The 24,042-nt window shown below is 71.2% G+C and carries 22 protein-coding genes and 2 pseudogenes; 12 read left to right on the plus strand and 12 right to left on the minus strand.

Translation table 11 applies throughout. The annotated features are described in order from the left end of the window. Window positions 1-358 precede the first annotated feature (358 nt). The 6 genes and pseudogenes from ABCR94_RS15360 to xylB all read right to left on the minus strand — a co-directional run. Window positions 359-571 (minus strand): annotated as a pseudogene (locus ABCR94_RS15360) (DUF2399 domain-containing protein); the annotation flags it as partial. Between the two features lie 160 nt (window positions 572-731). Beyond that, on the minus strand, window positions 732-2,255 hold the full coding sequence (exaC, locus tag ABCR94_RS15365; protein WP_347119843.1) for an acetaldehyde dehydrogenase ExaC: 1,524 nt from the start codon (window positions 2,253-2,255) through the stop codon (window positions 732-734). Between the two features lie 136 nt (window positions 2,256-2,391). Continuing rightward, the gene (locus ABCR94_RS15370; RefSeq protein WP_347119844.1) at window positions 2,392-3,660 is read right to left on the minus strand and encodes a GAF domain-containing protein; all 1,269 of its coding nucleotides are present in this window, start codon (window positions 3,658-3,660) and stop codon (window positions 2,392-2,394) included. 135 nt (window positions 3,661-3,795) lie between these two features. Next, entirely contained in the window at window positions 3,796-4,017 is a 222-nt protein-coding gene (locus tag ABCR94_RS15375) for a hypothetical protein (protein ID WP_347119845.1), read from the minus strand. A gap of 107 nt (window positions 4,018-4,124) precedes the next feature. Then, a complete protein-coding gene (locus ABCR94_RS15380) occupies window positions 4,125-5,312 on the minus strand; it encodes an ROK family protein (protein ID WP_347119846.1) in 1,188 nt (395 codons plus the stop codon). Further along, window positions 5,309-6,757 carry a xylulokinase gene (xylB, locus tag ABCR94_RS15385; protein WP_347119847.1) on the minus strand — a complete coding sequence of 483 codons (1,449 nt, stop codon included), beginning with the start codon at window positions 6,755-6,757 and terminating at the stop codon, window positions 5,309-5,311. Before xylB ends, ABCR94_RS15380 begins: the two co-directional genes overlap by 4 nt. A gap of 85 nt (window positions 6,758-6,842) precedes the next feature. Here xylB and xylA point away from each other — a divergent pair, with 85 nt between their 5' ends. Then, window positions 6,843-8,009, plus strand: a complete 1,167-nt coding sequence (xylA, locus tag ABCR94_RS15390; protein ID WP_347119848.1) for a xylose isomerase — start codon at window positions 6,843-6,845, stop codon at window positions 8,007-8,009. A 112-nt stretch (window positions 8,010-8,121) separates the two neighbouring features. Here the strand turns inward: xylA and ABCR94_RS15395 are convergent, their stop codons facing one another. After that, entirely contained in the window at window positions 8,122-9,438 is a 1,317-nt protein-coding gene (locus tag ABCR94_RS15395; RefSeq protein ID WP_347119849.1) for an SWIM zinc finger family protein, read from the minus strand. After that, window positions 9,435-12,398 carry an SCO1167/SCO6262 family helicase gene (locus tag ABCR94_RS15400; RefSeq protein ID WP_347119850.1) on the minus strand — a complete coding sequence of 988 codons (2,964 nt, stop codon included), beginning with the start codon at window positions 12,396-12,398 and terminating at the stop codon, window positions 9,435-9,437. The genes ABCR94_RS15395 and ABCR94_RS15400 overlap by 4 nt, the downstream gene beginning before the upstream one ends. 273 nt (window positions 12,399-12,671) lie before the next feature. On the opposite strand from ABCR94_RS15400, the gene ABCR94_RS15405 reads away from it, so the two are divergent. From ABCR94_RS15405 to ABCR94_RS15415, 3 genes and pseudogenes are all read left to right on the plus strand, one after another. Continuing rightward, complete coding sequence (locus ABCR94_RS15405) at window positions 12,672-13,730, plus strand: fatty acid desaturase family protein (protein WP_347119851.1); 1,059 nt, start codon at window positions 12,672-12,674, stop codon at window positions 13,728-13,730. 70 nt (window positions 13,731-13,800) lie between these two features. Beyond that, window positions 13,801-13,983, plus strand: a complete 183-nt coding sequence (locus ABCR94_RS15410) for a tail-anchor membrane protein (protein ID WP_347119852.1) — start codon at window positions 13,801-13,803, stop codon at window positions 13,981-13,983. A 73-nt stretch (window positions 13,984-14,056) separates the two neighbouring features. Then, window positions 14,057-14,185 (plus strand): annotated as a pseudogene (locus ABCR94_RS15415) (MOSC domain-containing protein); the annotation flags it as partial. A gap of 98 nt (window positions 14,186-14,283) precedes the next feature. Here ABCR94_RS15415 and ABCR94_RS15420 read toward each other — a convergent pair. Beyond that, window positions 14,284-15,084 carry a hypothetical protein gene (locus ABCR94_RS15420; protein WP_347119853.1) on the minus strand — a complete coding sequence of 267 codons (801 nt, stop codon included), beginning with the start codon at window positions 15,082-15,084 and terminating at the stop codon, window positions 14,284-14,286. Window positions 15,085-15,164: 80 nt separating this feature from the next. Further along, complete coding sequence (locus ABCR94_RS15425) at window positions 15,165-15,452, minus strand: hypothetical protein (RefSeq protein WP_521977139.1); 288 nt, start codon at window positions 15,450-15,452, stop codon at window positions 15,165-15,167. Between the two features lie 80 nt (window positions 15,453-15,532). On the opposite strand from ABCR94_RS15425, the gene ABCR94_RS15430 reads away from it, so the two are divergent. Then, a complete protein-coding gene (locus ABCR94_RS15430) occupies window positions 15,533-15,706 on the plus strand; it encodes a hypothetical protein (protein WP_347119854.1) in 174 nt (57 codons plus the stop codon). On the opposite strand, the gene ABCR94_RS15435 is transcribed toward ABCR94_RS15430, so the two are convergent. Further along, window positions 15,697-16,332 (minus strand): class I SAM-dependent methyltransferase, encoded by a 636-nt coding sequence (locus ABCR94_RS15435; protein WP_347119855.1) that lies wholly within the window; start codon window positions 16,330-16,332, stop codon window positions 15,697-15,699. The genes ABCR94_RS15430 and ABCR94_RS15435 overlap by 10 nt on opposite strands. A 170-nt stretch (window positions 16,333-16,502) precedes the next feature. On the opposite strand from ABCR94_RS15435, the gene ABCR94_RS15440 reads away from it, so the two are divergent. The 7 genes from ABCR94_RS15440 (at window position 16,503) to ABCR94_RS15470 (ending at window position 23,274) form a co-directional block, all read left to right on the plus strand. Then, window positions 16,503-17,279: an MHYT domain-containing protein gene (locus ABCR94_RS15440; protein ID WP_347119856.1), complete on the plus strand. Its 777-nt coding sequence runs from the start codon at window positions 16,503-16,505 to the stop codon at window positions 17,277-17,279. Window positions 17,280-17,333: 54 nt separating this feature from the next. Beyond that, complete coding sequence (locus tag ABCR94_RS15445; protein ID WP_347119857.1) at window positions 17,334-19,970, plus strand: sensor histidine kinase; 2,637 nt, start codon at window positions 17,334-17,336, stop codon at window positions 19,968-19,970. Next, window positions 19,967-20,380, plus strand: a complete 414-nt coding sequence (locus ABCR94_RS15450) for a roadblock/LC7 domain-containing protein (protein WP_347119858.1) — start codon at window positions 19,967-19,969, stop codon at window positions 20,378-20,380. Before ABCR94_RS15445 ends, ABCR94_RS15450 begins: the two co-directional genes overlap by 4 nt. Further along, window positions 20,377-20,790 (plus strand): DUF742 domain-containing protein, encoded by a 414-nt coding sequence (locus tag ABCR94_RS15455; protein WP_347119859.1) that lies wholly within the window; start codon window positions 20,377-20,379, stop codon window positions 20,788-20,790. Before ABCR94_RS15450 ends, ABCR94_RS15455 begins: the two co-directional genes overlap by 4 nt. Then, entirely contained in the window at window positions 20,771-21,376 is a 606-nt protein-coding gene (locus ABCR94_RS15460) for a GTP-binding protein (RefSeq protein ID WP_347119860.1), read from the plus strand. The genes ABCR94_RS15455 and ABCR94_RS15460 overlap by 20 nt, the downstream gene beginning before the upstream one ends. A 220-nt stretch (window positions 21,377-21,596) precedes the next feature. Continuing rightward, a complete protein-coding gene (locus ABCR94_RS15465) occupies window positions 21,597-22,013 on the plus strand; it encodes a roadblock/LC7 domain-containing protein (protein WP_347119861.1) in 417 nt (138 codons plus the stop codon). A gap of 316 nt (window positions 22,014-22,329) precedes the next feature. Next, window positions 22,330-23,274 (plus strand): DUF6397 family protein, encoded by a 945-nt coding sequence (locus tag ABCR94_RS15470; protein ID WP_347119862.1) that lies wholly within the window; start codon window positions 22,330-22,332, stop codon window positions 23,272-23,274. Here the strand turns inward: ABCR94_RS15470 and ABCR94_RS15475 are convergent. Next, complete coding sequence (locus ABCR94_RS15475; RefSeq protein ID WP_347119863.1) at window positions 23,188-23,871, minus strand: LLM class flavin-dependent oxidoreductase; 684 nt, start codon at window positions 23,869-23,871, stop codon at window positions 23,188-23,190. The genes ABCR94_RS15470 and ABCR94_RS15475 overlap by 87 nt on opposite strands. Window positions 23,872-24,042 lie beyond the last annotated feature (171 nt).

Below are 24,042 nucleotides of genomic sequence, written 5' to 3' on the forward strand. Positions count from 1 at the left end.
GGCACGCCGACTGATGGAATCGCTCCCACTGGTGGGCCACGACGGTAGCGCCAACTACCGTCAAGCAACAGTGGAGTTCTGAGTTTCCTCAATCGAATATCTTCGACTCTTCACGCTTCTTGACCCTCATGGGTACCGCGGTCACAGTGGGAGCGCTCCCACTGGTTCATGGCTTGTGCTCATGCCTGTCACACCATGTCTACGCGTTCTCAGGAGAGGAGGCCCATGTCGTCGGTCATGTCATCGGATCGAGAACCCGTGCACGCCGCAGGGGGTGCGCGGGTGGAAAACGCACACCTTTATGGCTCAGGCCTGCTGACAGCAGCTCTGAGCCATAAAGGTGGTAAGACAGGCTCGGCTATCCAGATTCTTCCGTAGGGCGGCGAGCGGCAGGGGCCCAGTCCTTCAGAAGAGTGTCGGCGACGGCTTCCTCGTAGACGGCGAGATTCTCCCTTGCCATGGTCTCGGCGAGTTTCGGGTCCCACAACGTGTCCTGGGACTTGCCGCCGAGCGGGACATGATCGGTGTCGGCACGGACACCGTTGAGATAGTCCGCGCTGCTCATGCGCCATGGCTCGGCCCTCCAGAACGGAGTTGAGCCAGGCCGGGTCCTTCAGGTGCTGCTCGGGGTCAGGTGCCAGTATGTGTCGCATCGCGGCGAACAGGGCACTGAACCGAGCGGCAGGTGCCTGACGGGTGAAAGTCCAGGTCAGGCACCTTTTCTCGTGCCCCTAGAAGAACCCGAGCTTCTTCGGCGAGTACGACACGAGAAGATTCTTCGTCTGCTGGTAGTGGTCCAGCATCATCTTGTGGTTCTCCCGGCCGATCCCGGACTGCTTGTAGCCGCCGAAGGCCGCGTGCGCCGGGTACGCGTGGTAGCAGTTCGTCCAGACGCGGCCTGCCTGGATCGCGCGACCCGCGCGGTACGCCGTGTTGATGTCCCGCGTCCAGACTCCGGCCCCCAGCCCGTACAGGGTGTCGTTCGCTGTCTTGATCGCGTCGTCGAAGTCGGCGAAAGAGGTGACGGCGACAACCGGACCGAAGATCTCCTCCTGGAAGACCCGCATGCGGTTGTCCCCCTCGAAGATCGTCGGCTGGACGTAGTAGCCACCCGCCATGTCGCCCCCGTACTGCACCTGCTGACCGCCCGTCAAGATCTTGGCGCCTTCCTGCTGGCCGATGTCGAGGTACGAAAGGATCTTCTGGAGCTGGTCGTTGGAGGCCTGTGCGCCGATCATCGTGTCGGTGTCCAGGGGGTGCCCCGGCTTGATCAGCTCAGTGCGGGCGATCGCCGCCTCCAGGAAATCGCTGTAGTGGCCGCGTTGGATCAGTGCGCGCGACGGACAGGTGCACACCTCGCCCTGGTTGAGCGCGAACATCGTGAAGCCTTCGAGGGCCTTGTCACGGAAGTCGTCATCCGCGTTCCAGACGTCGTCGAAGAAGATGTTCGGGCTCTTGCCGCCCAGTTCGAGGGTGACAGGCTTGATGTTCTCGGAGGCGTACTGCATGATCAGCCGCCCTGTGGTGGTCTCACCGGTGAAGGCGATCTTCGCGACGCGCGGGCTGGATGCCAGGGGCTTGCCGGCCTCCACACCGAATCCGTTGACGATGTTGACGACGCCGGGCGGCAGCAGATCCTCGATCAGGCTCATCCAGAAATGGATGGACGCGGGGCTCTGCTCCGCGGGCTTGAGCACCACGGCATTGCCCGCGGCGAGCGCCGGGGCCAGCTTCCAGGTCGCCATCAGGATGGGGAAGTTCCAGGGAATGATCTGGCCGACGACCCCGAGCGGCTCATTGAAGTGGTACGCGATGGTGTCGTCGTCGACCTCGCTGAGCGTGCCCTCCTGGGCCCTGAGCGCACCGGCGAAGTAGCGGAAGTGGTCGATGGCGAGGGGGATGTCGGCGGCGAGGGTCTCCCGTACCGGCTTGCCGTTCTCCCAGCTCTCGGCGACCGCCAGCTCCTCCAGATGGGCCTCCATCCGGTCGGCGATCTTCAGCAGGATGTTCGCACGGTCACCGGCCGCAGTCCGTCCCCAGGCCGGCGCGGCGGCGTGCGCGGCGTCCAGCGCGAGCTCGATGTCCTCGGCCGTGCCGCGGGCCATCTCGGTGAACGGACGGCCGTTGATCGGACTCGGGTTCTCGAAGTACCCGCCGCGGACGGGCGGTACGTACTCGCCGCCGATCCAGTTGTCGTAACGGGGCTGGTACGAGACGATCGCGCCCTCGCTGCCTGGCGCGGAGTATCGGGTCATCGCGGTGGCCTCCCTCGAACGGCGCCGCCCGCCGTTGGACAGCGCCCGGACGGAGACTAGGGAGCCGGACGTTGCAACTCCGTTGCGCCCGCGCGACCGGCGACCGGCCCGGCAGCCCCGACCCTCGGCCGCCCGGTCATCGGCCCGGCCCGGCGCCCAGCTCCGTGTCCAGTTCCCGCACGCGCGCGTGCACCGCGGGGCGCTGACGCGCGGGCAGTACGCGATCCAGCGCCTGCCACACCGCCAGATCGTCCTCGCCCCACGGGCTGTAGGCCCAGTCGGCCAGCAGCCCCGGATCCGCGCGAGCGATCACGGCCGCCCTCAACTGGCCTTCCAGGCGCCGCCGCAGCCGCGCCACCGCAGGCGCCCGCGACCCGGGGAGCAGTGGGCCTGCGTACGCGCTCAGGGCGGCGGCGACCGCCCCGGACCCCAGCCGTCGCGCGACGGTGTCGAAGTCCGCGTCCACCACCGCGGTGAGGCGGTACGGGCGCGAGTGCAGCAGCTCGGGGCCGAGCAGACGACGTAGCCGGGACAGTTCGGCGCGCAAGGTTACCGGGGTGACCGACTCGTCCTCGTACAGCTCACAGAGTAGTTCGTCGCCGGTCAGGCCCTCGGGGTGGCGGGCCAGCAGGACCAGGATCTCGCTGTGGCGGCGGCTGAGGCGCAGCTTGTGTCCGCCCGCCACCAGCAGTGCCTCGTTGCGCCCGAGTGCGTACAGCAGGGCGGAGCCGGTGACCGGTGGTGGAGGTGCGAGGAGCGCCAGATGCGCCTCCGCCGCGCGCGCCACGGCCTGCACGAACGCGAGGCTGTGCGGATGGGCGAGGCTGTCTCCACCGGTGATGTCCACCGCGCCCAGCAGCCGCCCGGAACGCGGATCGTGGACGGGAGCCGCAGCGCAGGTCCACTGCTGGACGGGCCGCCGGAAGTGCTCGGCGGCGAACACCTGCACGGGACGGTCCACGGCCAGCGCCGTGCCCGGGGCGTTGGTGCCCACGGCGGCCTCGGCCCAGCGGGCGCCCGGCACGAAGTTCATCCGCCCGGCGCGCCGCCGCGTCCGTGCGTGCCCCTCCACCCACAGCAGTCGCCCCTGCGCGTCGCACACGGCCACCAGGTGCTCGCCGTCCATGGCGTACGTACCCATCAGCTCGCGGACGACGGGCATGGCGCGCGCCAACGGGTGGCCGTCGCGGTACGAGCCGAGATCGTCGTCGCACAGCTCCACGCGCGCGTGCCCGTCGGGACTGACCCGCGCCCTGGCCGAGCGTCGCCAGGAGTCCGCCACCACTGAGCGCACGGGCCGCTCGACGCGCCCCGCCGCGGTGAACGTGTCGTGGGCCCGGCGCAGGGCACCGAGGCGCGCGGCCGGATCGGCGCCCGCTTGAAGAGCCACCCACGCGTCGGTCAACTCGGCCTCCCCAACGACGATTCCGGTTCTTGCCATCGTCGTCGTGCCCGGGGAGCCCGACAAGCGCTGCACCGGCCGTTCTGTCAACGCCCGCCCCGCGCGCTCCCGCTGCCCCTGGGGTTCTCGGGCGCTTGGCTACACGGGTGGGTTCTCCGCCATGGTCGCGCCGAGCTGTGCGATGTCGCCGGGCCTGATGCCGGAGAGACCGGTGACCTTCTGCACATCGGCGCCCGCCCGCACCGCGGCCACGGCTTCCGTTTCGACGTCCAGCCGCGCGGCGTTGAGCGCGGCCTCGGCGTCCCGCAGCCGCTTCACGGCCAGTTGCAGTACTGCCAGGTGCTTCTCGGTGTCGTCCACCCCTCGATCTTCGCAGGGCTTCACGGCCGTCCGGCCGTGAGGGTGTGCGCCCTGCGGGGCAGGCGAAAGTTCGAGCACGCCCCTGGGCGGCGCCCGTCTGCGCCCGGTCAGTGGCCGTACGCCGCCGGGTCGTCCAGTACCGCTCGTACGACCGAGTGCGCCGCGCCGAGCAGAGGCCCGTCCGAGCCGAGGCGCGAGACGGTCAGCGTGGGGCGCGCGGATTCTGTCGTGCGCCGGGTCAGCTCCCGCTCCAGGGAGGGCAGCAGCCACGGCGCGAGCCGGGACAGTGCGCCGCCCAGCACGATCGCCTGCGGGTCCAGGAGGTTGACCGCGCCGGCGAGCGCGACGCCGAGTGCCGATCCCGCCGCGCGCAGGGCGCGACGTACGGCGGGATCGCCCTCGGCCGCGCGGGTGGCTAGCAGGTCGACCGGCCGGGTCCCGGCCGTGAGCCCGGCCGCGCGCAGCACGGCCTCCTCGCCCGCGTACTGCTCCAGGCAGCCGCGTCCACCGCAGGGGCAGGGGGGACCCTCCGGTCGGACGGGCACATGGCCCAGTTCGCCGGCGTAGCCGTGTGTTCCGCGCAGCAGGCGGCCCTCGACGACCACGGCCGCGCCGATGCCGATTTCCGCCGAGACATGCACGAAGTCCTGGGGCGCCGGGTCGCCGCCGAGCCACAGTTCCGCGAGCGCGCCGAGGTTCGCCTCGTTGTCGACGCTCAGCACGGGTGCGTACGGCAGGAACTCGCTGACGTCGATGTCCGTCCAGCCCAGGTTGGGGGCGCGGACAACCGTGTGGGTGTCGCGCGCGACGAGGCCCGGCACGGCGACCGCGGTGCCCGCGGGCCGCAGCCCCTCGGCCTTGACGGTGTCCGTCACCTGCCGCAGCAGCTCCGTGAGTTCCTTGAGCACCGGCTCGGCCTCGCGGCCCCGGTTGCTGCCCTCCACCGTCGCGCGGGCGCGCACCTTGCCGTGCAGATCCACGGCGCACACCGTGAGATGGTCGACGCCGACCTCGGCGCCGATGCCGACCGGACCGTTGGGGGCGAGCGCCAGGGCGCTGCCGGGGCGGCCGACGGTCCCGGACTGTTCGCGTCCGAGCTCGATGAGCAGTCCGGTGCGGATGAGTTCGTCGACGAGGGACGACACGGCGGCGCGGGTCAGTCCCACCCGGCCTGCGACGGTGGCCCTGGACACGGGGCCGTGCGCGGCGACCGCGTGCAGCACCAGGGAGAGGTTGCGCCGTCGGATGCCCTGCTGGGTCAGCGGCTGGATCGATGGCGCGGGCGTGGTGGTCACGAGCTTCCCTCCTGGCGCAACAGGGCGTCGGCGCCCGTCAGTACGGTACGCAGTCTGTTCAGGGCGGCTTCGTCGGTCTCGACCGGCGCGTGCAGCGGCCCGCGCGCCGTGTCCCAGCGCCGTGCGACGGCCGCCGGGTCCTCGCCGGTGACCAGGGCGGCCGCCTGCGCGGCGGCGCCGAGGGCGACCAGTTCCTGGGACGCGGGCACCTGCACGGCGCGGCCCGACAGCCGCTGCACGGTCTCGCGCCAGGCCGTCCCCTGCGCGCCGCCACCGATGAGGAGGAGGGGCGCCGCGGGGTCGGCGTCGGCGTCCAGCACCCTGTCGAGGCCTGCGAGCAGCGCGTACACGGCGCCGTCGTAGGCCGCCTGGAGGATCTGTCCCGGCGTTGTGTCGTGGCGCAGCCCGTACAGCAGACCGGAGGCGGCGGGCAGGTTGGGTGTGCGCTCGCCGTCCAGGAAGGGCAGCACCACCGCGCTGCCGCCCGCCTCGACCGCCTCCCGGTCCCGCCCGAGCAGCGCGGCGATCCGGTCGACCGCCAGGGTGCAGTTCAGCGTGCAGGCGAGCGGCAGCCAGTCGCCGCGCGCATCGGCGAAACCCGCCACGGTGCCGGTCGGGTCCGCCGAGGGGCGGGGCGAGACGGCGTACACCGTGCCCGATGTTCCTAGGCTCATCACCGGCAGGCCGGGGCGCAGCCCGAGGCCGAGCGCGGCTGCCGCGTTGTCGCCGGTGCCGGGAGCCACCAGGGTGCCTTCGGCCAGCGGGAGTTCCGGCAGGCCGCGTACCGTACCCGCCGCGTCGAAGGGGCGTACGACCTCGGGGAGCAGGTCGGGGGAGAGGCCGACGAGGGCGAGGATCTCCTCGTCGTACGCCTCGGTGCCGGTCGCCCACCAGCCGGTGCCCGACGCGTCGCCCCGGTCGGTGGTGCCCCGGCCGGTGAGCCGCTCGGTGAGGTAGTCGTGCGGCAGCCTGACGGCCGCCGTTGCGCGCGCGGCGTCCGGTTCGTTCTCGCACAGCCATGCCCACTTGGTGACGGTGAACGCGGCGGCGGGCACGCTGCCGGTCCGTTCCGCCCAGGCCTTCGGGCCGCCGAAACGCTCGATCAGATGCTCGCTCTGCGGCGCGGACCTCACGTCGTTCCAGAGCATCGCGGGCCGCACCGCGCGGCCCGCTTCGTCGAGGGTGACCAGGCCGTGCTGCTGGCCGCCGATCGCGATCGCCGAGGTACGGCGGGCCGGGGCCCCGCACTTGCGCAGGGCCTCGGTGAGCGCCTGCCACCACCTTTCGGGGTCGCTCTCCCGGGCTCCGCCGTCCCCGGTGACCGCGTGCGGCGCCTGGCCGCGCGCCACGACCTCGCCGGTCGCGGTATCGACGACCAGCGCTTTTGTGGACTGGGTGGAACTGTCGACCCCCACGACGAGCGGCCCGTCCGATGCAGCAGCCATGATTTCTCCGTTTCCAAGCCTTCCCAAGGATGCCCCCGGATACTAATTTGTTAAGGGCCATGACGAAATAGTCGAGGGAGCGTGTATGAACCACCAGCCCACCCCCGAGGACAAATTCAGCTTCGGCCTGTGGACCGTGGGATGGCAGGGACGGGACCCGTTCGGCGACGCGACCCGGCGGGCCCTGGAGCCCGCGGAGTCCGTACGCCGGCTGGCCGAGCTCGGCGCGTACGGTGTGACCTTCCACGACGACGACCTGATCCCGTTCGGCGCTACGGAGTCCGAGCGCGAGTCCCACGTCAAACGATTCCGGCAGGCGCTCGACGAGACCGGCCTGGTGGTGCCCATGGCCACCACGAACCTCTTCACCCACCCGGTCTTCAAGGACGGCGCGTTCACCGCCAACGACCGTGACGTGCGCCGCTTCGCGCTGCGCAAGACGATCCGCAACGTCGATCTCGCCGTCGAGCTCGGGGCGCGCACCTACGTCGCCTGGGGAGGGCGCGAGGGCGCGGAGTCGGGAGCCGCCAAGGATGTCCGGGTCGCGCTGGACCGGATGAAGGAGGCCTTCGACCTGCTGGGCGAGTACGTCGTCGAGCAGGGCTACGACCTGCGCTTCGCCATCGAACCCAAGCCGAACGAGCCGCGCGGCGACATCCTGCTGCCCACCATCGGGCACGCTCTCGCGTTCATCGAGTGCCTTGAGCGGCCCGAGATGTACGGCGTCAATCCGGAGACGGGCCACGAGCAGATGGCCGGGCTCAACTTCCCGCACGGCATCGCACAGGCGCTGTGGGCGGACAAGCTCTTCCACATCGACCTCAACGGCCAGACCGGCATCAAGTACGACCAGGATCTGCGCTTCGGCGCGGGCGACCTGCGTCAGGCCTTCTGGCTCGTCGACCTGCTGGAGACCTCGGGGTGGGAGGGCTCGCGGCACTTCGACTTCAAGCCGCCGCGCACCGAGGACCTCGACGGTGTGTGGGCCTCCGCGGCCGGCTGTATGCGCAACTACCTGATCCTCAAGGAGCGGGCCGCCGCCTTCCGCGCCGACCCGGAGGTCCGGGAGGCACTGATCGCCTCCCGTCTCGACGAGCTGGCGCAGCCCACCGCAGCGGACGGCCTGGCGGCTCTGCTGGCGGACCGTGGGTCCTACGAGGAGTTCGACGCGACGGCCGCCGCCGAGCGCGGTATGGCGTTCGAGCGGCTCGACCAGCTGGCCATGGACCATCTGCTGGCCGCGCGGGGCTGACCCTTCGCAGCCGCCCTTGCTGCTGCCCCTTCTGCCGCCGACCTTGGCCGACGGCAGAAGGGGCGGCCCGTCACCCGTCACCGGTCATCCGTCACCGGTCATCCGTCATCCGTCACCCGTCTTCCAGGAGCACCACGGCGAGTGCCGCCGCCGGGTCCTGGTCGGCAGGACCGGCGGGCGTCCAGCGACCGCGCTCCTTGCGGTAGGGCCACCAACGGCCGTCGTGCCCGTACCGCAGCTGCGCGTCCGAGCCGGCCACGGTCCACCGGTTGCGCAGCGCCCGCAGCTGCGGCCGCTCGCCCTCCTCCCACGCCTCGGCCAGCCGGGTCCTGGCACGCGCGAGCGTCTCCGGCTCCGGCGACCACTCCTCCTCCAGGACGGCGAGCGCGGCACACCCGCCGTTCCCCCAGGCCCGGACGGCCAGGGCCAGTTCGGCCCGGTCTCGCCCGGTCCCCGTCGCGAGACGCGCGACGATCCGTGGCTCGGGACCACTCGCGGCCAGCCGCACCGCATCCTGCCGCGCTGTCAGCTCCTCCTCCACCGGGTGCTGTTCATGCCCGGCCGACAGCGCCACCGCCAGCATCCGCCGCGCCCGGACAGCCGTTTCCCGCGCCAGGAACTCCAGCGTCGGCACATCGATTCCCGGCGCGCCGACCCCGGGCGCGGGCCCCGTCTCCGTGTCGAGGACCGGCGGCTGTCCCGGCTCGTCCGGGAGCGGTGGGGGAGAGGGCAGAGCCGCCGGTGTGCGCCAGGCCGCGTACGCCTCGTCGGCGCGTACGCCCTCCGGCGCGCGCTCGTCCTCACGCGCCCCCCGGGGTTCTTGGGGCGCCGCCCTGGTGGCACTGCGTACCTGTAGCTCGTCGAGCAGCCCGCGCTCGCCCCGCCCCCGCATCAGCAGCAGTATGAAAGGGTCCTCGTCCAGCAGCCGGGCCACCTGATAGCAGAGCGCCGCGGTGTGCGGACAGTGGTCCCACGCCTCGCAGGAGCACTGGGGCTCCAGGTCGCCCACGCCCGGCAGCAGTTCGACTCCGGCCGCCGCCGCGTCCTCCACCAGATGCGGCGGCATGTCCCGGTCGAGCAGTGCGGCGATGTGCCCGGAGCGGTCGACCGTCATGTCGATGAACCTGTCCCACTCCTCCTCGCTCAACTGCTGAAGCAGCACATCGCTGCGGTACGCCGAGCCGTCCCGCTCGCGGACCACGGCCGTGATCCGGCCCGGCCGAACGGACACGGCGCCGACCGCGCCCTCGCGTGCGTACCTGCGCCCCTTCTTGAGCTGCTGACCGTCGAGTGCGGTGTCCTCCAGTGCCTTCATCCAGGCCAGACCCCACCAGGTCCGGGCGAAACCGCGCCCCTGCGCGGGAGGCAGGGCGCCGAAGGTGCGCTCGGACCCTGGCTCGTACGCTTCGCTCTCGCTCCACTCGTTCACCGGGCGCCCCCTCGCAGCTCCACCAGATCCGCCAGCTCGGCGTCGGACAGTTCGGTCAGCGCGGCCTCGCCGGAGCCGAGGACGGCGTCCGCCAGCTCCTGCTTGCGCGCGAGCATGTCGGCGATGCGGTCCTCGATGGTCCCCTCGGCGATCAGCCGGTGCACCTGCACCGGCTGGGTCTGCCCGATGCGGTACGCGCGGTCGGTGGCCTGCGCCTCGACGGCCGGGTTCCACCAGCGGTCGTAGTGCACGACATGGGCGGCCCGGGTGAGGTTGAGCCCGGTGCCGGCCGCCTTCAACGACAGCAGGAACACTGGGACCTCACCGTCCTGGAACCGCTGCACCATGGCCTCGCGCTGCGGGACGGGCGTACCGCCGTGCAGGAACTGGGTGCTCACGCCGCGCGCCGCGAGATGCCTTTCCAACAGCCGCGCCATCTGCACGTACTGCGTGAAGATCAACACGCTCGCGTCCTCGGCGAGGATGGTGTCGAGGAGCTCGTCCAGCAGCTCCAGCTTCCCAGAACGGCCCGCGATACGAACCCGGCCGCCGTGCGAGCCGCGATCCTGCGGGCCGAGTTCCTTCAGGAACTGCGCCGGGTGATTGCAGATCTGCTTCAGCGCGGTCAGCAGCTTGACCACAAGACCCCGGCGGGCGAATCCGTCGGCCCCGGAGATCTCCGCGAGCGTCTCGCGCACCACGGCTTCGTACAGTCCGGCCTGCTCCGCCGTGAGCGAGACGGCCCGGTCGGTCTCCGTCTTCGGCGGCAGCTCGGGCGCGATACCGGGATCCGACTTGCGGCGGCGCAGCAGAAAGGGACGTACGAGCCTGGAAAGCCGCTCGGCCGCCGCCGGATCGTCGCCGCTCTCGATCGCCTGCGCGTAGTGCCTGCGGAAGGTCCCCAGGCGGCCGAGCAGACCGGGTGTCGTCCAGTCGAGGATCGCCCAAAGTTCGGAGAGATTGTTCTCCACAGGTGTGCCGGTGAGCGCCACGCGCGCGTGGGCGCCGATCGTCCTCAGCTGCCTGGCGGTCGCCGAGTGCGGATTCTTGACGTGCTGCGCCTCGTCCACGACGACCATGCCCCACGGCCCCGCCCCGGCCAGCCGCGGTGCGTCGAGGCGCATGGTGCCGTACGTCGTCAGCACGAACTCGCCGTCCGCCAGGTCCTCCAGGCTGCGCGATGAGCCGTGGAAGCGCCGGACGGCGCTGCCCGGTGCGAACCTTTCGATCTCGCGCTGCCAGTTGCCCATGAGGGATGTCGGGCACACCACGAGGGTCGGCCCTGCGGCCTGCTCGTCGGTCTGCCGGTGCAGATGCAGGGCGATGAGCGTGATGGTCTTACCGAGACCCATGTCGTCGGCGAGACAGCCGCCGAGCCCCAAGGACGTCATGTGGTGCAGCCAGTTGAGGCCGCGCAGCTGGTAGTCACGCAGGGTCGCCGCCAGGGCGGCGGGCTGCGCGACGGTCTGGAGCCCCGGGGCCTCCGGATCGGCCAGCCGGTCCCGCAATTGCGCCAGCCAGCCCGAGGCCTGTACGTCGACCCGCTGTCCGTCGACCTCCGCGTGGCCGGTCAGCGCGGCGCTGAGGGCGTCGATCGGAGTGACCTTGCGGTCGTGGCGGTCCCGCGCGCGGCGGGCCTCCTCCGGATCGATCAGCACCCACTGGTCGCGCAGCCGCACCACCGGTCTGCCGGCCTCGGCCAGCCGGTCGAGCTCGGCCCGGGTGAGCTGTTGATCGCCCAGTGCGAACGACCAGTTGAAGGCGAGCAGGGACTCGGCGGACAGGAACGACGGCATGTCGGACGACGTCTTCCGCGCCCCCTTGTCCTCGTGGCCCCTCTCGTCCCCGTCGGGTTCGCCGGTGGTACCCGGCGGGCCGACGACGGCGCGGGCGGACAGCTTGCGGGCCAACTCCCTGGGCCAGTGGACCTGGACCCCGGTGGCGGCGAGCGCGCGGGCGGCCTCTCCGAGCAGTTCGGTGACCTCTTCGTCGGCCAGCTCGATCGTGTCGGGAACGGCGGTCGAAAGCAGCGGTGCCAGCGCCGGCCAGGCACGGACGGCGCGGCGCAGGGCGAGCAGGGCGTCCATGCGGGCGCGCGGCCCGAACGCCGTACCGGTCTGTCTGTTGCCCGCCCACACCTCGGCGGCGTCCGTGACCAGCGAGGGATCGCTGACGCTGTGCATCTGGAGGACGGCACGGAAGACGAGCCCGTCCGCTCCGGCCGCGCCCTCCTCGCCGCCCCGGCCGGCTCCGGAGCCCGCCGCGGTGAGCCCCGGCAGCTCGATCCGCAGCGAGATCCGTACGCCCGCGTCGTGCCCGGCCGCCACATCCGATGCCCAGGCCCGCTGTTCGGGCAGCCGCTGCGGCTCGGCCGCGGCGAACGCGGGAGCCGCGGCGGCGACCGCCGCGGCCGGTGTGCGCGGCAGGCCGTCGGCGACCGCGTCCAGGAAGGCCCGCAGGAGCTGCTCGGGCGCGGGCAGCCGCAGCGGCTCCTCGCTCGTGTCGAGCGGTACGGCGTGCGCGGAGGGCGGCATGGCGGCCGCCAACTCCCGTACGCGGTCCAGATCCTCGGCCGCGAGCGGCCCGGCCCGCCAGGCGTCGTGATCGGTGGCGGTCAGTCCGGGCAGCAGGCGCCCGCGGGCGGCGAGCTGGAGGGCGACGAGCGCCGCCGCGCCCCAGAAGGCGGCCGCGGGATCGGCGTGCGCGGACGAGCGCGCCCTGGTCAGGACGGGCAGAGCCGCGCGTACGGGCAGGACTGCCGCCCGTACGGTGCGCAGCGTGACATCGGCCGCGACTACGGTCAGCTCTTCGACCGGGCTTGGTGCGGACGGCGGCTCGCTCCCGTCCGCCCGCCAGAAGGCGACCCGGCCGGTGCGGGGTGGGTCACCGGGCAGGAAGAGGGCGGAGCAACGGATGAGCTCGGTGATCTCGGACGTCGTTGCTGAAGGATGCCTGTGCACAGCGATGAGCATTCCTCAAGTTTGACTAGTGCTACTGAGCGGCCGAGGGTACAGCAGCGCGCACCCTTCGCGCGGGTGCGGCGGCCATGAGGTGGATCACGTATTGTCGTTCGGTTCACTTCCGCCCCACCTGCACGTCCACCATCATCGCGTCAAGGTGCCGGCGTCAGTGAAGTCGGGATTGAAGTCATAGGGGTAGTGCCATGGTCAACAAGGGATCCGTTACGTAGTTTCATCAGGTCGAAAGCCTGTCCTAAAGATCCGGAGACCCTTATGCCCCAGGCCGCCACTGTCGCGGAATCCACGGCAGCGACGTCAGGGAGCGACTTCGCCCCACTTCTGCGAGCCGTCAGGGAGCAAGGTCTCCTGGAGCGGCGCACCGGCTGGTACACGATGGGAATCGCGGCCAACCTGCTCGCTCTGGCCGTTGTTTTCACCGGCATAGTGCTCGTCGGCGACTCCTGGTGGACCCTCGCACTCGCACTGCCCCTCGCGGTGCTGTGGGGCCGTACGGCCTTCTTCGGCCACGACGCGGGACACTCGCAGATAACCGCCGGCCGCGGCCTCGGCCGGGCCATCGGGCTCATCCACGGGAACCTGCTGCTGGGCATGAGCCAGGCCTGGTGGAACGACAAGCACGTGCGCCACCACGCCAATCCGAACCACATCGACAAGGACCCCGACGTCGGAGTGGGCGCGCTCGTCTGGACCCAGAACCAGGCCGCGCAGCGCGAGGGCTTCGCCCGCTGGCTGACACGCAGCCAGGCGCGACTGTTCTTCCCGATGCTGCTGCTCGAAGGCATCGCGCTGAAGATCTCCGGCTTCCAGGACCTGCGCCGCCAGGGGGCGCGCGAGCGGATCCTGGAGGGCGCACTGCTGGTGGCGCACCTCGCCGGATACGCCACCCTGCTGCTGACGACCATGTCGGTGGGCAAGGCCGTCGCGTTCGCGCTGCTGCATCACGCGATCTTCGGACTTCACCTGGGCATGGCGTTCGCACCCAACCACAAGGGCATGGAGATGCCCGACCCGGACGGCGGGCGCTGGGGACACCTGCAGCGCCAGGTACTCACCTCGCGCAATGTCCGCGGCGGGATCCTCACCGACTGGTTCCTCGGCGGCCTCAACTACCAGATCGAGCACCACCTGTTCCCGAGCATGCCGCGCCCGTATCTGAGGCGCGCCCAGCCGCTGGTGCGTGAGCACTGCCGCTCGCTGGGTATGTCGTACGCGGAGACCGGTCTGATCGAGTCCTACCGTCAGGCGCTGCAGCACATGCACGAGGTCGGCGAGCCGCTCAGGGCGGTACCGGAACCGGTCGCGACCGCATAGCGGAACTGCGGGGCGGTCGCGCACGTTGTCGGAGCAGGGAGCGGCAACAGCCGCGAAGGAGGCGTCGAAGATGTCGAAGAGCGCTAAGGTCGCCGCCGGTGGTGTGGTGGTGGGCATCGCACTGATGATGATGGTCGGTTTCTGGCCGGGACTGCTCATCATGATCGGAGTTCCGGTCGTGGCCTACTTGATGCTGGACGATTCGCAGCGGCGCAGGCTGCGCCGGATCTCGCGCAAGGAGATCGGCCGCTGATCCGGCCAGGTCCTGCCCCTGCCGGTCCCGGTGGATCACCGGTGGGGGAGCACGGATGAGGGAGTCCCACGCGATGGGCGGCACGGTCGCGGCGGTCAGCAGCAACGCCGAGTACTCGTTCACCAAACCGACGCGCGACAGGATCACCTCGCTGGCCGGGCTCGGCGTGGAGGGCGACGTACACGCGGGCGTGACGGTCAAGCCGCCCCCTCGACCGGGTCTGATCCCGGGCCCTGGCCGACCCGACGCCCCCATGACCACCGGGCCCCTGAACGACCGGGCGGCGTGCTGAGACGCCGGTCAGGCGGGCCGTACGGCCATCTTGTCGAGCGCCTCAAGCAACCCCGGCAATTCGGGCCCCCGGCCGATCGGCAGGACTTCTCCCGGTTGGTCGTCGAGGAGCACGAAAGCAATGTCGTCGGTCCTCGCGACCACCGACCAGCCGGGACCGTCGGCGCGGAGCATACGAGCCTCACCCGAGGCGAACGTGGAGCGCACCCGCCCCGGTGGCGGCGGGGTCTCCACATAGGCACGCAGTTCCTCGATGACGTGCCGCACGCCCGCGTGCCGCGCGTCCCCGGGAGCGGCGAAGGTCTCCGCGTCATCGATCTGCTCACGCCAGGCCGCCCACTGCTGGGCGATCTCGTCCGCACCGAGGCGCCGCTGGGCCGCTCCCCACTGGTCGGTGTCGGGGGGCGTGAGAGGGGGGCGGTTCTCGCCTCCCTCCAGATCGTCCGGAGGGGGATCGTGCGGTGCCGGCACACCGGGCGCGGCGACCGCGAGCATGAGCGGCCAGCCGGGCAGTCCGGCGACGATCGTGCGCTCGTCGGGCGACAGGTCGTACTCCATGCCGCAGTCCCAGGACGCGATGGCGACGGCCACCAGCGACACGTCGTCAATGACCACGGTCCACCGCGCACCCGCGCCGTCCTGGCCGAGGACAAGCCCGTACCCCTCGGCGTACGGCTCAAGGCTGAGCGCCGCACAGGCCTGCGGATAGTCGTCACCGAGCACGCTCGGGAACTTCGCGGGCGTCAGCAGCACCGCGGTCAGCACAAGCAGTGCGTCCTCGGTGTCCTCGGCGGTGTCCGGCCCGGTCACGGCAGCCTCCCCATCGGATCGGTCGTCGGCGCACCTTAAGGGGATCGCGGGCCTCTTGTCACCAGCCTCGGCCTGCTCGGTCAGGCGGCCGGCAGGCCAAGGAGCGTACGCGCCACCCGCTGCGGGGACTCATCGCGCTCGCGCGCGAGCGCGATGACCGCCCGGCAGGCCAGCTCGTTGACACCGAAGGAGAGCGCCTCGGGCGAGACCCAGCCCGCGGCCTCGTCGATCCGCTGCTGATCGTCCTCCGCGCACGCGGACACATAGGCCGCCGCGGCCTCGAAGATATTGTGCTGCCGGGTGTCCCGGCACGCGGGCCGCACACCCGGACCCGTACCCCGCTCGAAGAGCTTCCGGAGCCTGTCCAACACCGCGGCCACCTTCCCCCTGAGTGGTTCGATCACCGATCTTCCAAGTATCTCCCCCCAACGTAGTGTTGGACCTGCGGGTGGGCCTGGACATCGACCGTAGGTACCTGCTGGGCGCCTTGAGCGGTGAACTCGATGGCCGGGCCGAGCTGATGGCCGCCGGCGTGTGTGTCGAGACCGTCCCGGAAGCTGGCCACAACGTCATGTTCGACAACGCGGCAGCCTTCACGCGCGCGGTGGCGGGTCAGGCCTGACTGACGGATTCGCCCTGGCTGACGCCGCTGCCCTGGTTGACGGCCAGCGCCAGGAACCGGTGCTCCTCGTCGACGTACGACGTCATCCGCCAGCCGGAACCGGCCAGCAGCTGACGGAGATTGGGCTCGGCGCGCAAGTCGTCCGCGGCCAGTCGGCGCCCCTGCCGCGCCGCGAGCGCCGCCCGGCCGATGGGGTGGAAGAGTGCCAGCAGGCCGCCGGGGCGCACCGCTCTGGCCAGCTCGCGGAGGTTCTCCGCGGGCCGGGGGAGATGCGCGATCAGGCCCGCGGCGAAGACGGCGTCGAGCGCTTCGGAGGCGACCGGCAGGCGGGCGACATCGGCGAGGAGCAGTTGCGCCGCTTGGTCACGCCCCGCGTGCGCCGCTTCGTCCAGCATCGCCGGTGTCAGATCCGCGCCGAGCACCGCGCCGTCGGGACCCACGGCGTTCCGCAGGAACGGCAGGGCGCGTCCGGTGCCGCAGCCCGCGTCGAGCACGGCGTCGCCGGGCCGCAGTCCGAGGGCCTTGACCGCCGCCGCGTACGCCGGATCGTCGTCCGGGAATCGCGTGTCCCAGCCCGCTGCCCGGGGGGTGAAGAATTCCTGAACGTGCGTGTGGTCATCGGCCATACGGACATGATCCCTCAGGATCTCCGGAGATTTACGGAGCTTTCGATGTCCACGTGATGTGCATGTTCGAGCGTGGCTCGATCATCCGAGAGCGGATCTCTGTCATATTCCAGCAGTTTTCGAAACGCGCCCCCAATATGCGCCCCCTTCAGGACTAGCGTCCCTGAGCCATGGGACACCTGGACCACGCCGCCTTCGGCTGGCTTACCCCCGTGCTGTCGTACGCGATGGCTGCCATCGGCGCCGCTCTCGCGCTGCGCTGCACCGTACGAGCGCTGGCCGCGAGCGGTCGCTCCCGCCGCAACTGGCTGCTCACCGCCGCGTCCGCGATCGGCACCGGCATCTGGACGATGCACTTCGTCGCGATGCTCGGCTTCGGCGTCACCGGCACCGCCATCCGCTACAACGTGCCGCTCACCGTGCTCAGCCTCGCCGTCGCGATGGTCGTCGTGGGCGCAGGGGTCTTCGCCGTCGGCTACGGCCGTGACCGGGTAAGGGCGCTGCTGCTCGGCGGCCTCACCACGGGCCTCGGCGTCGCGAGCATGCACTACCTCGGCATGGCGGCGCTGCGGCTGCACGGTGACGTTTCCTACGATCCGGTGCTTGTCGCGCTGTCCGTCGTCATCGCCGTCGTCGCGGCGACCGCCGCTCTCTGGGCGGCGCTGAACATCAAGTCGCCGGTCGCCGTCGCCGTCGCCTCGCTTGTCATGGGCGCGGCGGTCAGCAGCATGCACTACACGGGAATGGTGGCGGTGAGCGTACGGGTGGACCCGTCGAGCGGGGAGCTCCCGGGGGCCACGGCGATGCAGTTCATCCTCCCCCTCGCGGTGGGCCTCGGGTCGTACCTCTTCCTCACCTCAGCCTTCGTCGCGCTGTCCCCGACCGCGCGCGAGCGGGAGGCCGATGCCACGGCGGCACGCCTGGCCGAAACCGAGCCCGTCCACTAGCCCCGCCCCGCACAGCGGCTGGTCCGCGCGAGACGTATCCGGAACGAGGAGGCCATGCGCACACCCCGCAGGACCCCGGGCGACAAGGCACTATCCCGGTCCGCGCCCCCGGCGCGCGGACGGAGGGCGCACGCCGGCCCGCCCGCCGACGAAATCCGTGTGCAGGGGCCGCCACCGGACAGCCCCCGGTCCGCCGTCGTGGCCCCCGTGACGTGGCGGCTTCGCCCGAGGAGCGTGCGGGCGAAGGTGGTCTCGCTGCTGATGGTGCCCGTCGTATCCCTCCTCGTGCTCTGGGGCTTCGCCACTGTCACCACGGCGCAGGACGTGGCACGACAGCGGCAGGTGCAGCGGGTCGACGAACAGATCCGCGCCCCTGTGAGCGCCGCCGTCGCCGAGCTGCAGGCTGAGCGTCGGGCAGCGGTGCGCTACTTGGCGTCCCCCCAGGGGGCCGGCGACGAGCGCGCCGACATATTCGAGCAGCAGGGCAAGCGCACCGATGCGGCAGTGGCCGGGCTCCGGCTCGACGACGACCACACTGTCGCCGTCGGCGCGGATCTGCCGGGTCCGGTGGCTGCCGGACTCGAAGCGTTCGTCGCCAGTGCGCAGGAGTTGCGCGCCCTGCGTACCGGCGTCGTCGACCGCGTCGCTGACCGGGACAAGACGTACGAGCATTACACCCGGACCATCGACGCCGCATTCCGCGTCACGGGAGCACTCACCGGTATCCAGGAGGCCAGGCTGGGCTCCGACGCGCGGGTGCTGTTCGAATTCGCCAGGGCCGGCGAGATGCTGTCACGCGAGGACGCGTTGCTCACCTCCGCGCAACTCGGCCGGAACTTCGACGCGCAGCGGCTGCGCCTCTTCGGCGGAACAGTCGAGACCCGCAGGAACTTGACCGCGTCAGCCGTCAGCGACCTGCCGGGTCCCCAACGGGAGGCCTGGCGCGCACTCACCAAGGGGAGCGCGTACGGCGCCGTACTCACTGCCGAGGACAAGGTGGCCGCCGCCGAGCCCGGCCGGAAGGCGGCTTTCGCTGTCCCGGTGGACACCTGGGAGCAGGCCCACACCAGTGTGCGGCGTGCCGTACGCGCGATCGGCACGGGGGCCGACAGGGATGCAGCCCGTAGCGCCGACCCGCTGGCCCGCAGTGTGCTGACCCCCGCGGGCGCGGCCGTGCTCCTGGGGCTCGCCGCCGTGGCCGCCTCCCTCTTCATTTCCGTACGCATCGGCCGCGGCCTCGTCGTTGAACTGGCCGGCCTGCGCAACAACGCTCTGGAGATCGCCCGGCGCAAACTGCCGCACGCCATGCACCGGCTCCGCGCCGGAGAGGAACTCGACATCAAGGCGGAAGCTCCGCAGGGGCCACCCGCCGAGGACGAGATCGGCCAGGTCGGCGAAGCCCTCGCCACCGTGCACCGCGCGGCTCTCGTGGCGGCCGCCGAACGTGCCGAACTGGCAGGCGGGGTCTCCGGGATCTTCGTCAACCTCGCGCGGCGCAGCCAGGTCCTGGTCCACCGTCAGCTCAACCTGCTCGACAGCATGGAGCGCCGCGCGGACGACCCGGGAGAGCTCAGTGACCTCTTCCGTCTCGACCACCTCACCACTCGGATGCGCAGGCACGCGGAAAGCCTGATCATCCTGTCCGGGGCGGCTCCCGGTCGCGCCTGGCGCAAGCCCGTACCGCTGACGAACGTCGTCCGCGCCGCGGTCTCCGAAATCGAGGACTACGCGCGCGTGGAGGTACGGCAACTGTCCGAGACAGCGGTCGTCGGCGCCGCGGTCGCCGACCTCACCCATCTGCTCGCCGAACTCATCGAGAACGCGGCCCAGTTCTCCCCGCCGCACACCAAGGTGCGCGTCAGCGGCGAGCTTGTCGGCAATGGGTACGCCCTGGAGATCGAGGACCGTGGACTCGGCATGGGCAAGGAGGTACTCGCGGAGGCCAACCGCAGGATCGAACAGTCCGAGGCCCTTGACCTCTTCGACAGTGACCGGCTCGGGCTCTTCGTCGTCAGCAGGCTGTCCTCCCGCCACGACATCAAGGTCCATCTGCGCACCTCGCCCTACGGCGGTACCACCGCGGTGGTCCTGCTGCCGGTCCCTCTGCTGCAGAGCGCCGTCAGCAGGAAGGACAGGCCTCCGCGGGACGAGGGCCACACCGGACGCGAGGAGCAGCCGGAGCTGCGGTCTGACCTGCGGTCTGAGCTGCGGGAAACCGCATCGCCGTCCGGGCCGGCTCATGGCCCAGCTGTCGTGCAGCGAGGGCGTACGAACGGCACCGCTTTTCCATCGTCGCCTACCCGGCCGGCCCTCGCCACACAGCAGGGGCCACCGGCGCCCGCGGGAGTCACCGCGCTGCGCCCGCGCGGCCGTGCCGGTGGCGACGGCGACCGGGAGGGGGACGCGACGGGGATCCGGGAGTCCGAGGGGGAACTCCCGCGCAGGGTCAGGCAGGCCAGCCTCGTGCCACAACTGCGCGAAGTCGCCGCACCCGAGACCACGGCACCCCACGCCTCTTCCGGCGAGGGCCCGGACGACCCACACGAGCGCACCCCGGAGCAGGCAAGGGACCGGCTGACCGCCTACCGCAAGGGATGGGCCCGCGGCCACGCAGCGCCGCGCGGCTCCCGCTCGGGGAGGGGCGAAGCCCACGGCTCCGCGGACCGCGGCAGCGAAGGAGATCACGCATGATCGAGCACGAGAGAACCGGGACCGCTCATCCCCGCGGGGAATTCGACTGGCTGCTGGACGACCTGGTGGCCGGGGTGGGCGAGATACGGCACGCGGTCCTGCTGTCGAACGACGGCCTGGCCGTCGGCGTGTCGAGTGGACTCAGCCGCGAGGACGCCGAGCACCTGGCCGCCGTGGCCTCCGGATTCCACAGTCTGGCCAAGGGCGCGGGGCGGCAGTTCCACGTCGGAGGCGTGCGCCAGACGCTGGTGGAGATGGACCACGGCTTCCTGTTCGTCGCCGCGGCGGGCGACGGCTCCTGCCTGGCCGTCCTGAGCACCGCCGCCGCGGACATCGGCCTCGTCGCCTACGAAATGGCCCGGCTGGTCAAACGTGTCGGCGAGCACTTGTACGCGCCGCCCCGCACGTGACCGGGGACAGGGGCCTCGACCCCACCGACCGGGGCAGTCAGTGGTACGACGCGGACGCGGGCCCCCTCGTACGCCCGTACGCGATGACCGGGGGCAGGACGAAGCCGGGCCCGAGTGGAGTGCGGTTCGACCTCATCGCTCTGGTTGTCGTTGTGGACGGCGCACCGGGCAGCGCCGAGGAGTCGCTGCTCGGCCCCGAGCACCGTTCGTTGCTCGCGCTGTGCCGCGCGGAGCCTCAGTCCGTCGCGGAGCTCGCCGCCGACGCGGACCTGCCCGTCGGTGTGGTGCGGGTACTCCTCGGCGACCTGCTCGAATCCGGCTACGTAGAGGTCAGCAGGCCTGTACCCCCTGCCCAGCTACCCGATGAGAAGATCCTGAAAGAAGTGATCGATGGGCTCCGAGCGCTCTGACGACAAGGGCGGGCAGACGACCGCCCTTGCGTTGAAAATCCTGGTCGCCGGTGGCTTCGGGGTCGGCAAGACCACCCTCGTCGGCGCCGTCAGTGAGATCCGGCCGCTGCGTACCGAAGAACTGCTCAGCGAAGTGGGCCGGACGGTGGACGACACCGGAGGCGTCGACCGGAAGACCACCACGACCGTCGCCATGGACTTCGGACGCATCACCATCAGGTCCGGACTCTCGCTCTACCTCTTCGGCACACCGGGGCAGGACCGGTTCTGGTTCCTGTGGGACGAGCTGTCCCAGGGCGCTTTGGGTGCCGTAGTCCTCGCGGACACACGCCGCCTCGAAGACTGTTTCCCGGCAGTCGACTACTTCGAGCACCGGCGCATCCCCTTCGTCCTGGCGCTCAACTGCTTCGCGGGGGCGCGGACCTACGGCGCACACGAAGTCTCACGCGCCCTCGACCTGGACCGGGGGACACCGGTCGTGCTGTGCGACGCACGGGACCGGGACTCGGGAAAGGAAGTGCTGGTGCGCCTGGTCGAGTACGCGGGGCGGATGCACACTGCCCGGTGGCTCGACTCAGCGGGCTAGCCCCGATACGGCCGCCCCCGTCGAGCCCGTCGAGCCCGTCGAGCCCGTCGAGCCCGACGGGGACGCAGATGCGGAGGGGAGTGCGGACGCGAGTGCAAATACGGAGGCAGATGCAGGTGCGAATGCAGGTGGCGACACGCTTGCCGCCACGGCGACAGTGGGGAAGGCTTGCGGCACATCAGGGGTGATGGGGAACAGATGAACGGGGAGGGCCGGAACGATGGCGCTGGACAAGGGACTTGACTGGCTGCTGGACGACCTCACGAGCCGGGTGGAGCATGTGCGGCACGCCCTCGTACTGTCCAACGACGGTCTGGTGACCGGAGCGAGCACGGACCTGGCGAGGGAGGACGCCGAGCACCTGGCCGCCGTCTCGTCCGGGCTGCACAGTCTCGCCAAGGGGTCGGGGCGCCACTTCCGGGCGGGCAAGGTCCGCCAGACGATGGTCGAGTTCGACGACGGAGTCCTGTTCGTCACCGCCGCGGGTGACGGTAGCTGTCTGTGTGTGTTGAGCGCGGCCGAAGCCGACATCGGTCAGGTCGCGTACGAGATGACGCTGCTGGTCAACCGCGTGGGGGAACACCTCGGCGTCGCAGCCAGGCAACCGGAGGGCTTCACCGCCGGCACGGACGTCTGACCTGCTCGGCCACTCGCTCGACCCACGTCCGACCTGCGCAGACTTGCCTGGCCGTGGAGTTATCCACAGGCCGGGCGAGGATCGGGTCTTACGGGCTACGGTCGTCACCGAGAGTAATCACATCTCACGGGGAGACGTCATGGCCGTACAGGAAGCACACCGCGCCGTTGCCGACGCTACGGACGCTGCCGGTGCGCCGGCGCGAGCGCAAGCACCGTCATCGGCACGGGCGCAAGCATCGCCACAGTCACAGTCACAGTCACAGTCACAGGCATCGGTACCGCCACCGCCACCGCCGCCGCCGCCGAGCAAGCCGTTGGCCGCAGCCAGGGCCGCGCAGGAACTGGGTCTGAAGCGAGCCGAGCTGGACCTCGTCGTCCAGCTCGGCCACATCCGGGCGAGCGCGGATCCGGCGACAGGGCGCCGCCGATTCGCGCGCGAGGAGATCGACAGACTGCGGGCGGCGCACGGGACCCCCGAGGCGCTGCGGGAGCGGGTGCGAACGGTCGGCACCACCGAAGGCGCCCTGCTCATGAGCATCAGCCCGGCTCGTTTCACCCGGCTGGCCCGCACCGGATACATCAGTCCCGTCAAGTTCTACCTCAACCGCTACCGGGCGGTCGTCTGGCTCTATCTCGCGGAAGACCTCCGGGCGTTCGCCTCCCGCGAGCCCGGCCTGCTCACTGGCCGGTCCCCGGATGCGATGCGCAGCATGCTCGATTCGGGAGAGGACTGGCGGGCCCGCAACTGGCGCGCCCGGCGCCTCGGCCTGCTGACGCGGCAGACCAGGGATCCCTGGGAGCGGGCGGCGATCATCAGCTCCGTGCTCGACCCCGTCCAGCTCGCGGAGGTCGTCGACGACCCCTATGAACGCGCGTACCTCCACAAGCTCCGGCCCGAACCTGCCGTGGGGCACAGCGAGTCGGCCGCGGCGCGCGAGGTCGCCGGTCAGTTGCTGCTGGCCGACGACCCGGACGAAATCCTCTGGCAACGGGTGAGCCTGGCCCTGTTGCTGGACGACGCCCGTGAACACCGGTCCGCCCCATGCCCGGACGCCCAGCGACCGTTGCCGGCTCCCGCCCACCAGGACGCCGGGCACCCGCTGCCGGCCTGTGCCCAACCGGCGGGCGGCCGACCGTTGCAGACCTCCGCCGCCTGCCCGGACGGTGAACGGTCACTTCCGGCTCACCCTCTTGAGCCCCCTCGAGGGATCCGCGGCTGGCTGCACCGAAGGAGGCCAACTCACGTGGACGCTCGCTAGGGCGCGGCTCTCGGGGCCACGCTGGTCAGGGGCGCACGCCTCCGGCGTCTCTTCCTGCACGCCCTGGAGGGCCGGGACGGCCTGACCGTGAGCCGGCGGGCAGGGTTCCTCGCGGGCCTTACGGCCTGGGTCCGCGAGGTGCCGAGCTGCGGTGCAGCACTGACGTACGTGCACCCCCGCGGTGCAGCACTGACGTACAGGACTAAAGGGGGTCGAGAGAGCCCGGAGCGGGGCGACCAGCAGGGGCTCGCGCAGGGGCAGGACGGCGGCGGCGGTGCCGAGAACGGCCCGGTGCGTCGTCGCGGCCAGATGCCCCAGGTGGGTGAAGGTCTCGAAGACCGACCCGGCGTCGCCGAAATGCTCCACGTCGAAGAGCGGAACGTCGCGTACCCACAGGGCCGCGAAACCCAGCCGGTCGGCGAGCTGCGCCAGCCTGGAGTGCTCGGTCAGGGCAGGCACGCCGAAGGATCGGCCCGCCGCCCGGTCGGTGAGCAGCCGGGACGTTCCCCAGTCGCTGTCCAGGGGAAGCTCCAGCCCGACTGTGAGGCGGCCGTCGGAGGAGACCAGGCGGTCGAGGGCGGTGGGAGACGGTGCCATGGCGTGATCACGCCTTCGGTACGGAGGGGCGGCCCCGTGGGCCGACCGGCGAGTGATCCGCGAGGCGAACCAACGGGCGACCCGGCGCCGAGGATGATTCGGCGCCGAGGCTGGTCCCCAGGGATGCGCCCGCACTAGTTGCGTACGCGTATAATTGCATGCGCGGGCTAT

The sequence above is a fragment of the Streptomyces changchenzhani genome, assembly GCF_039766235.1.
Classification (GTDB): domain Bacteria; phylum Actinomycetota; class Actinomycetes; order Streptomycetales; family Streptomycetaceae; genus Streptomyces.

What these genes read in the sequence shown, in the direction of transcription:
- exaC (WP_347119843.1), bottom strand. Translation starts at nt 2,255, where the DNA reads ATGACCCGATACTCCGCGCCAGGCAGCGAGGGCGCGATCGTCTCGTAC.
- xylB (WP_347119847.1), bottom strand. Translation starts at nt 6,757, where the DNA reads ATGGCTGCTGCATCGGACGGGCCGCTCGTCGTGGGGGTCGACAGTTCC.
- xylA (WP_347119848.1), top strand. Translation starts at nt 6,843, where the DNA reads ATGAACCACCAGCCCACCCCCGAGGACAAATTCAGCTTCGGCCTGTGG.
- ABCR94_RS15405 (WP_347119851.1), top strand. Translation starts at nt 12,672, where the DNA reads ATGCCCCAGGCCGCCACTGTCGCGGAATCCACGGCAGCGACGTCAGGG.
- ABCR94_RS15410 (WP_347119852.1), top strand. Translation starts at nt 13,801, where the DNA reads ATGTCGAAGAGCGCTAAGGTCGCCGCCGGTGGTGTGGTGGTGGGCATC.
- ABCR94_RS15435 (WP_347119855.1), bottom strand. Translation starts at nt 16,332, where the DNA reads ATGGCCGATGACCACACGCACGTTCAGGAATTCTTCACCCCCCGGGCA.
- ABCR94_RS15440 (WP_347119856.1), top strand. Translation starts at nt 16,503, where the DNA reads ATGGGACACCTGGACCACGCCGCCTTCGGCTGGCTTACCCCCGTGCTG.
- ABCR94_RS15445 (WP_347119857.1), top strand. Translation starts at nt 17,334, where the DNA reads ATGCGCACACCCCGCAGGACCCCGGGCGACAAGGCACTATCCCGGTCC.
- ABCR94_RS15450 (WP_347119858.1), top strand. Translation starts at nt 19,967, where the DNA reads ATGATCGAGCACGAGAGAACCGGGACCGCTCATCCCCGCGGGGAATTC.
- ABCR94_RS15460 (WP_347119860.1), top strand. Translation starts at nt 20,771, where the DNA reads ATGGGCTCCGAGCGCTCTGACGACAAGGGCGGGCAGACGACCGCCCTT.
- ABCR94_RS15465 (WP_347119861.1), top strand. Translation starts at nt 21,597, where the DNA reads ATGGCGCTGGACAAGGGACTTGACTGGCTGCTGGACGACCTCACGAGC.
- ABCR94_RS15475 (WP_347119863.1), bottom strand. Translation starts at nt 23,871, where the DNA reads ATGGCACCGTCTCCCACCGCCCTCGACCGCCTGGTCTCCTCCGACGGC.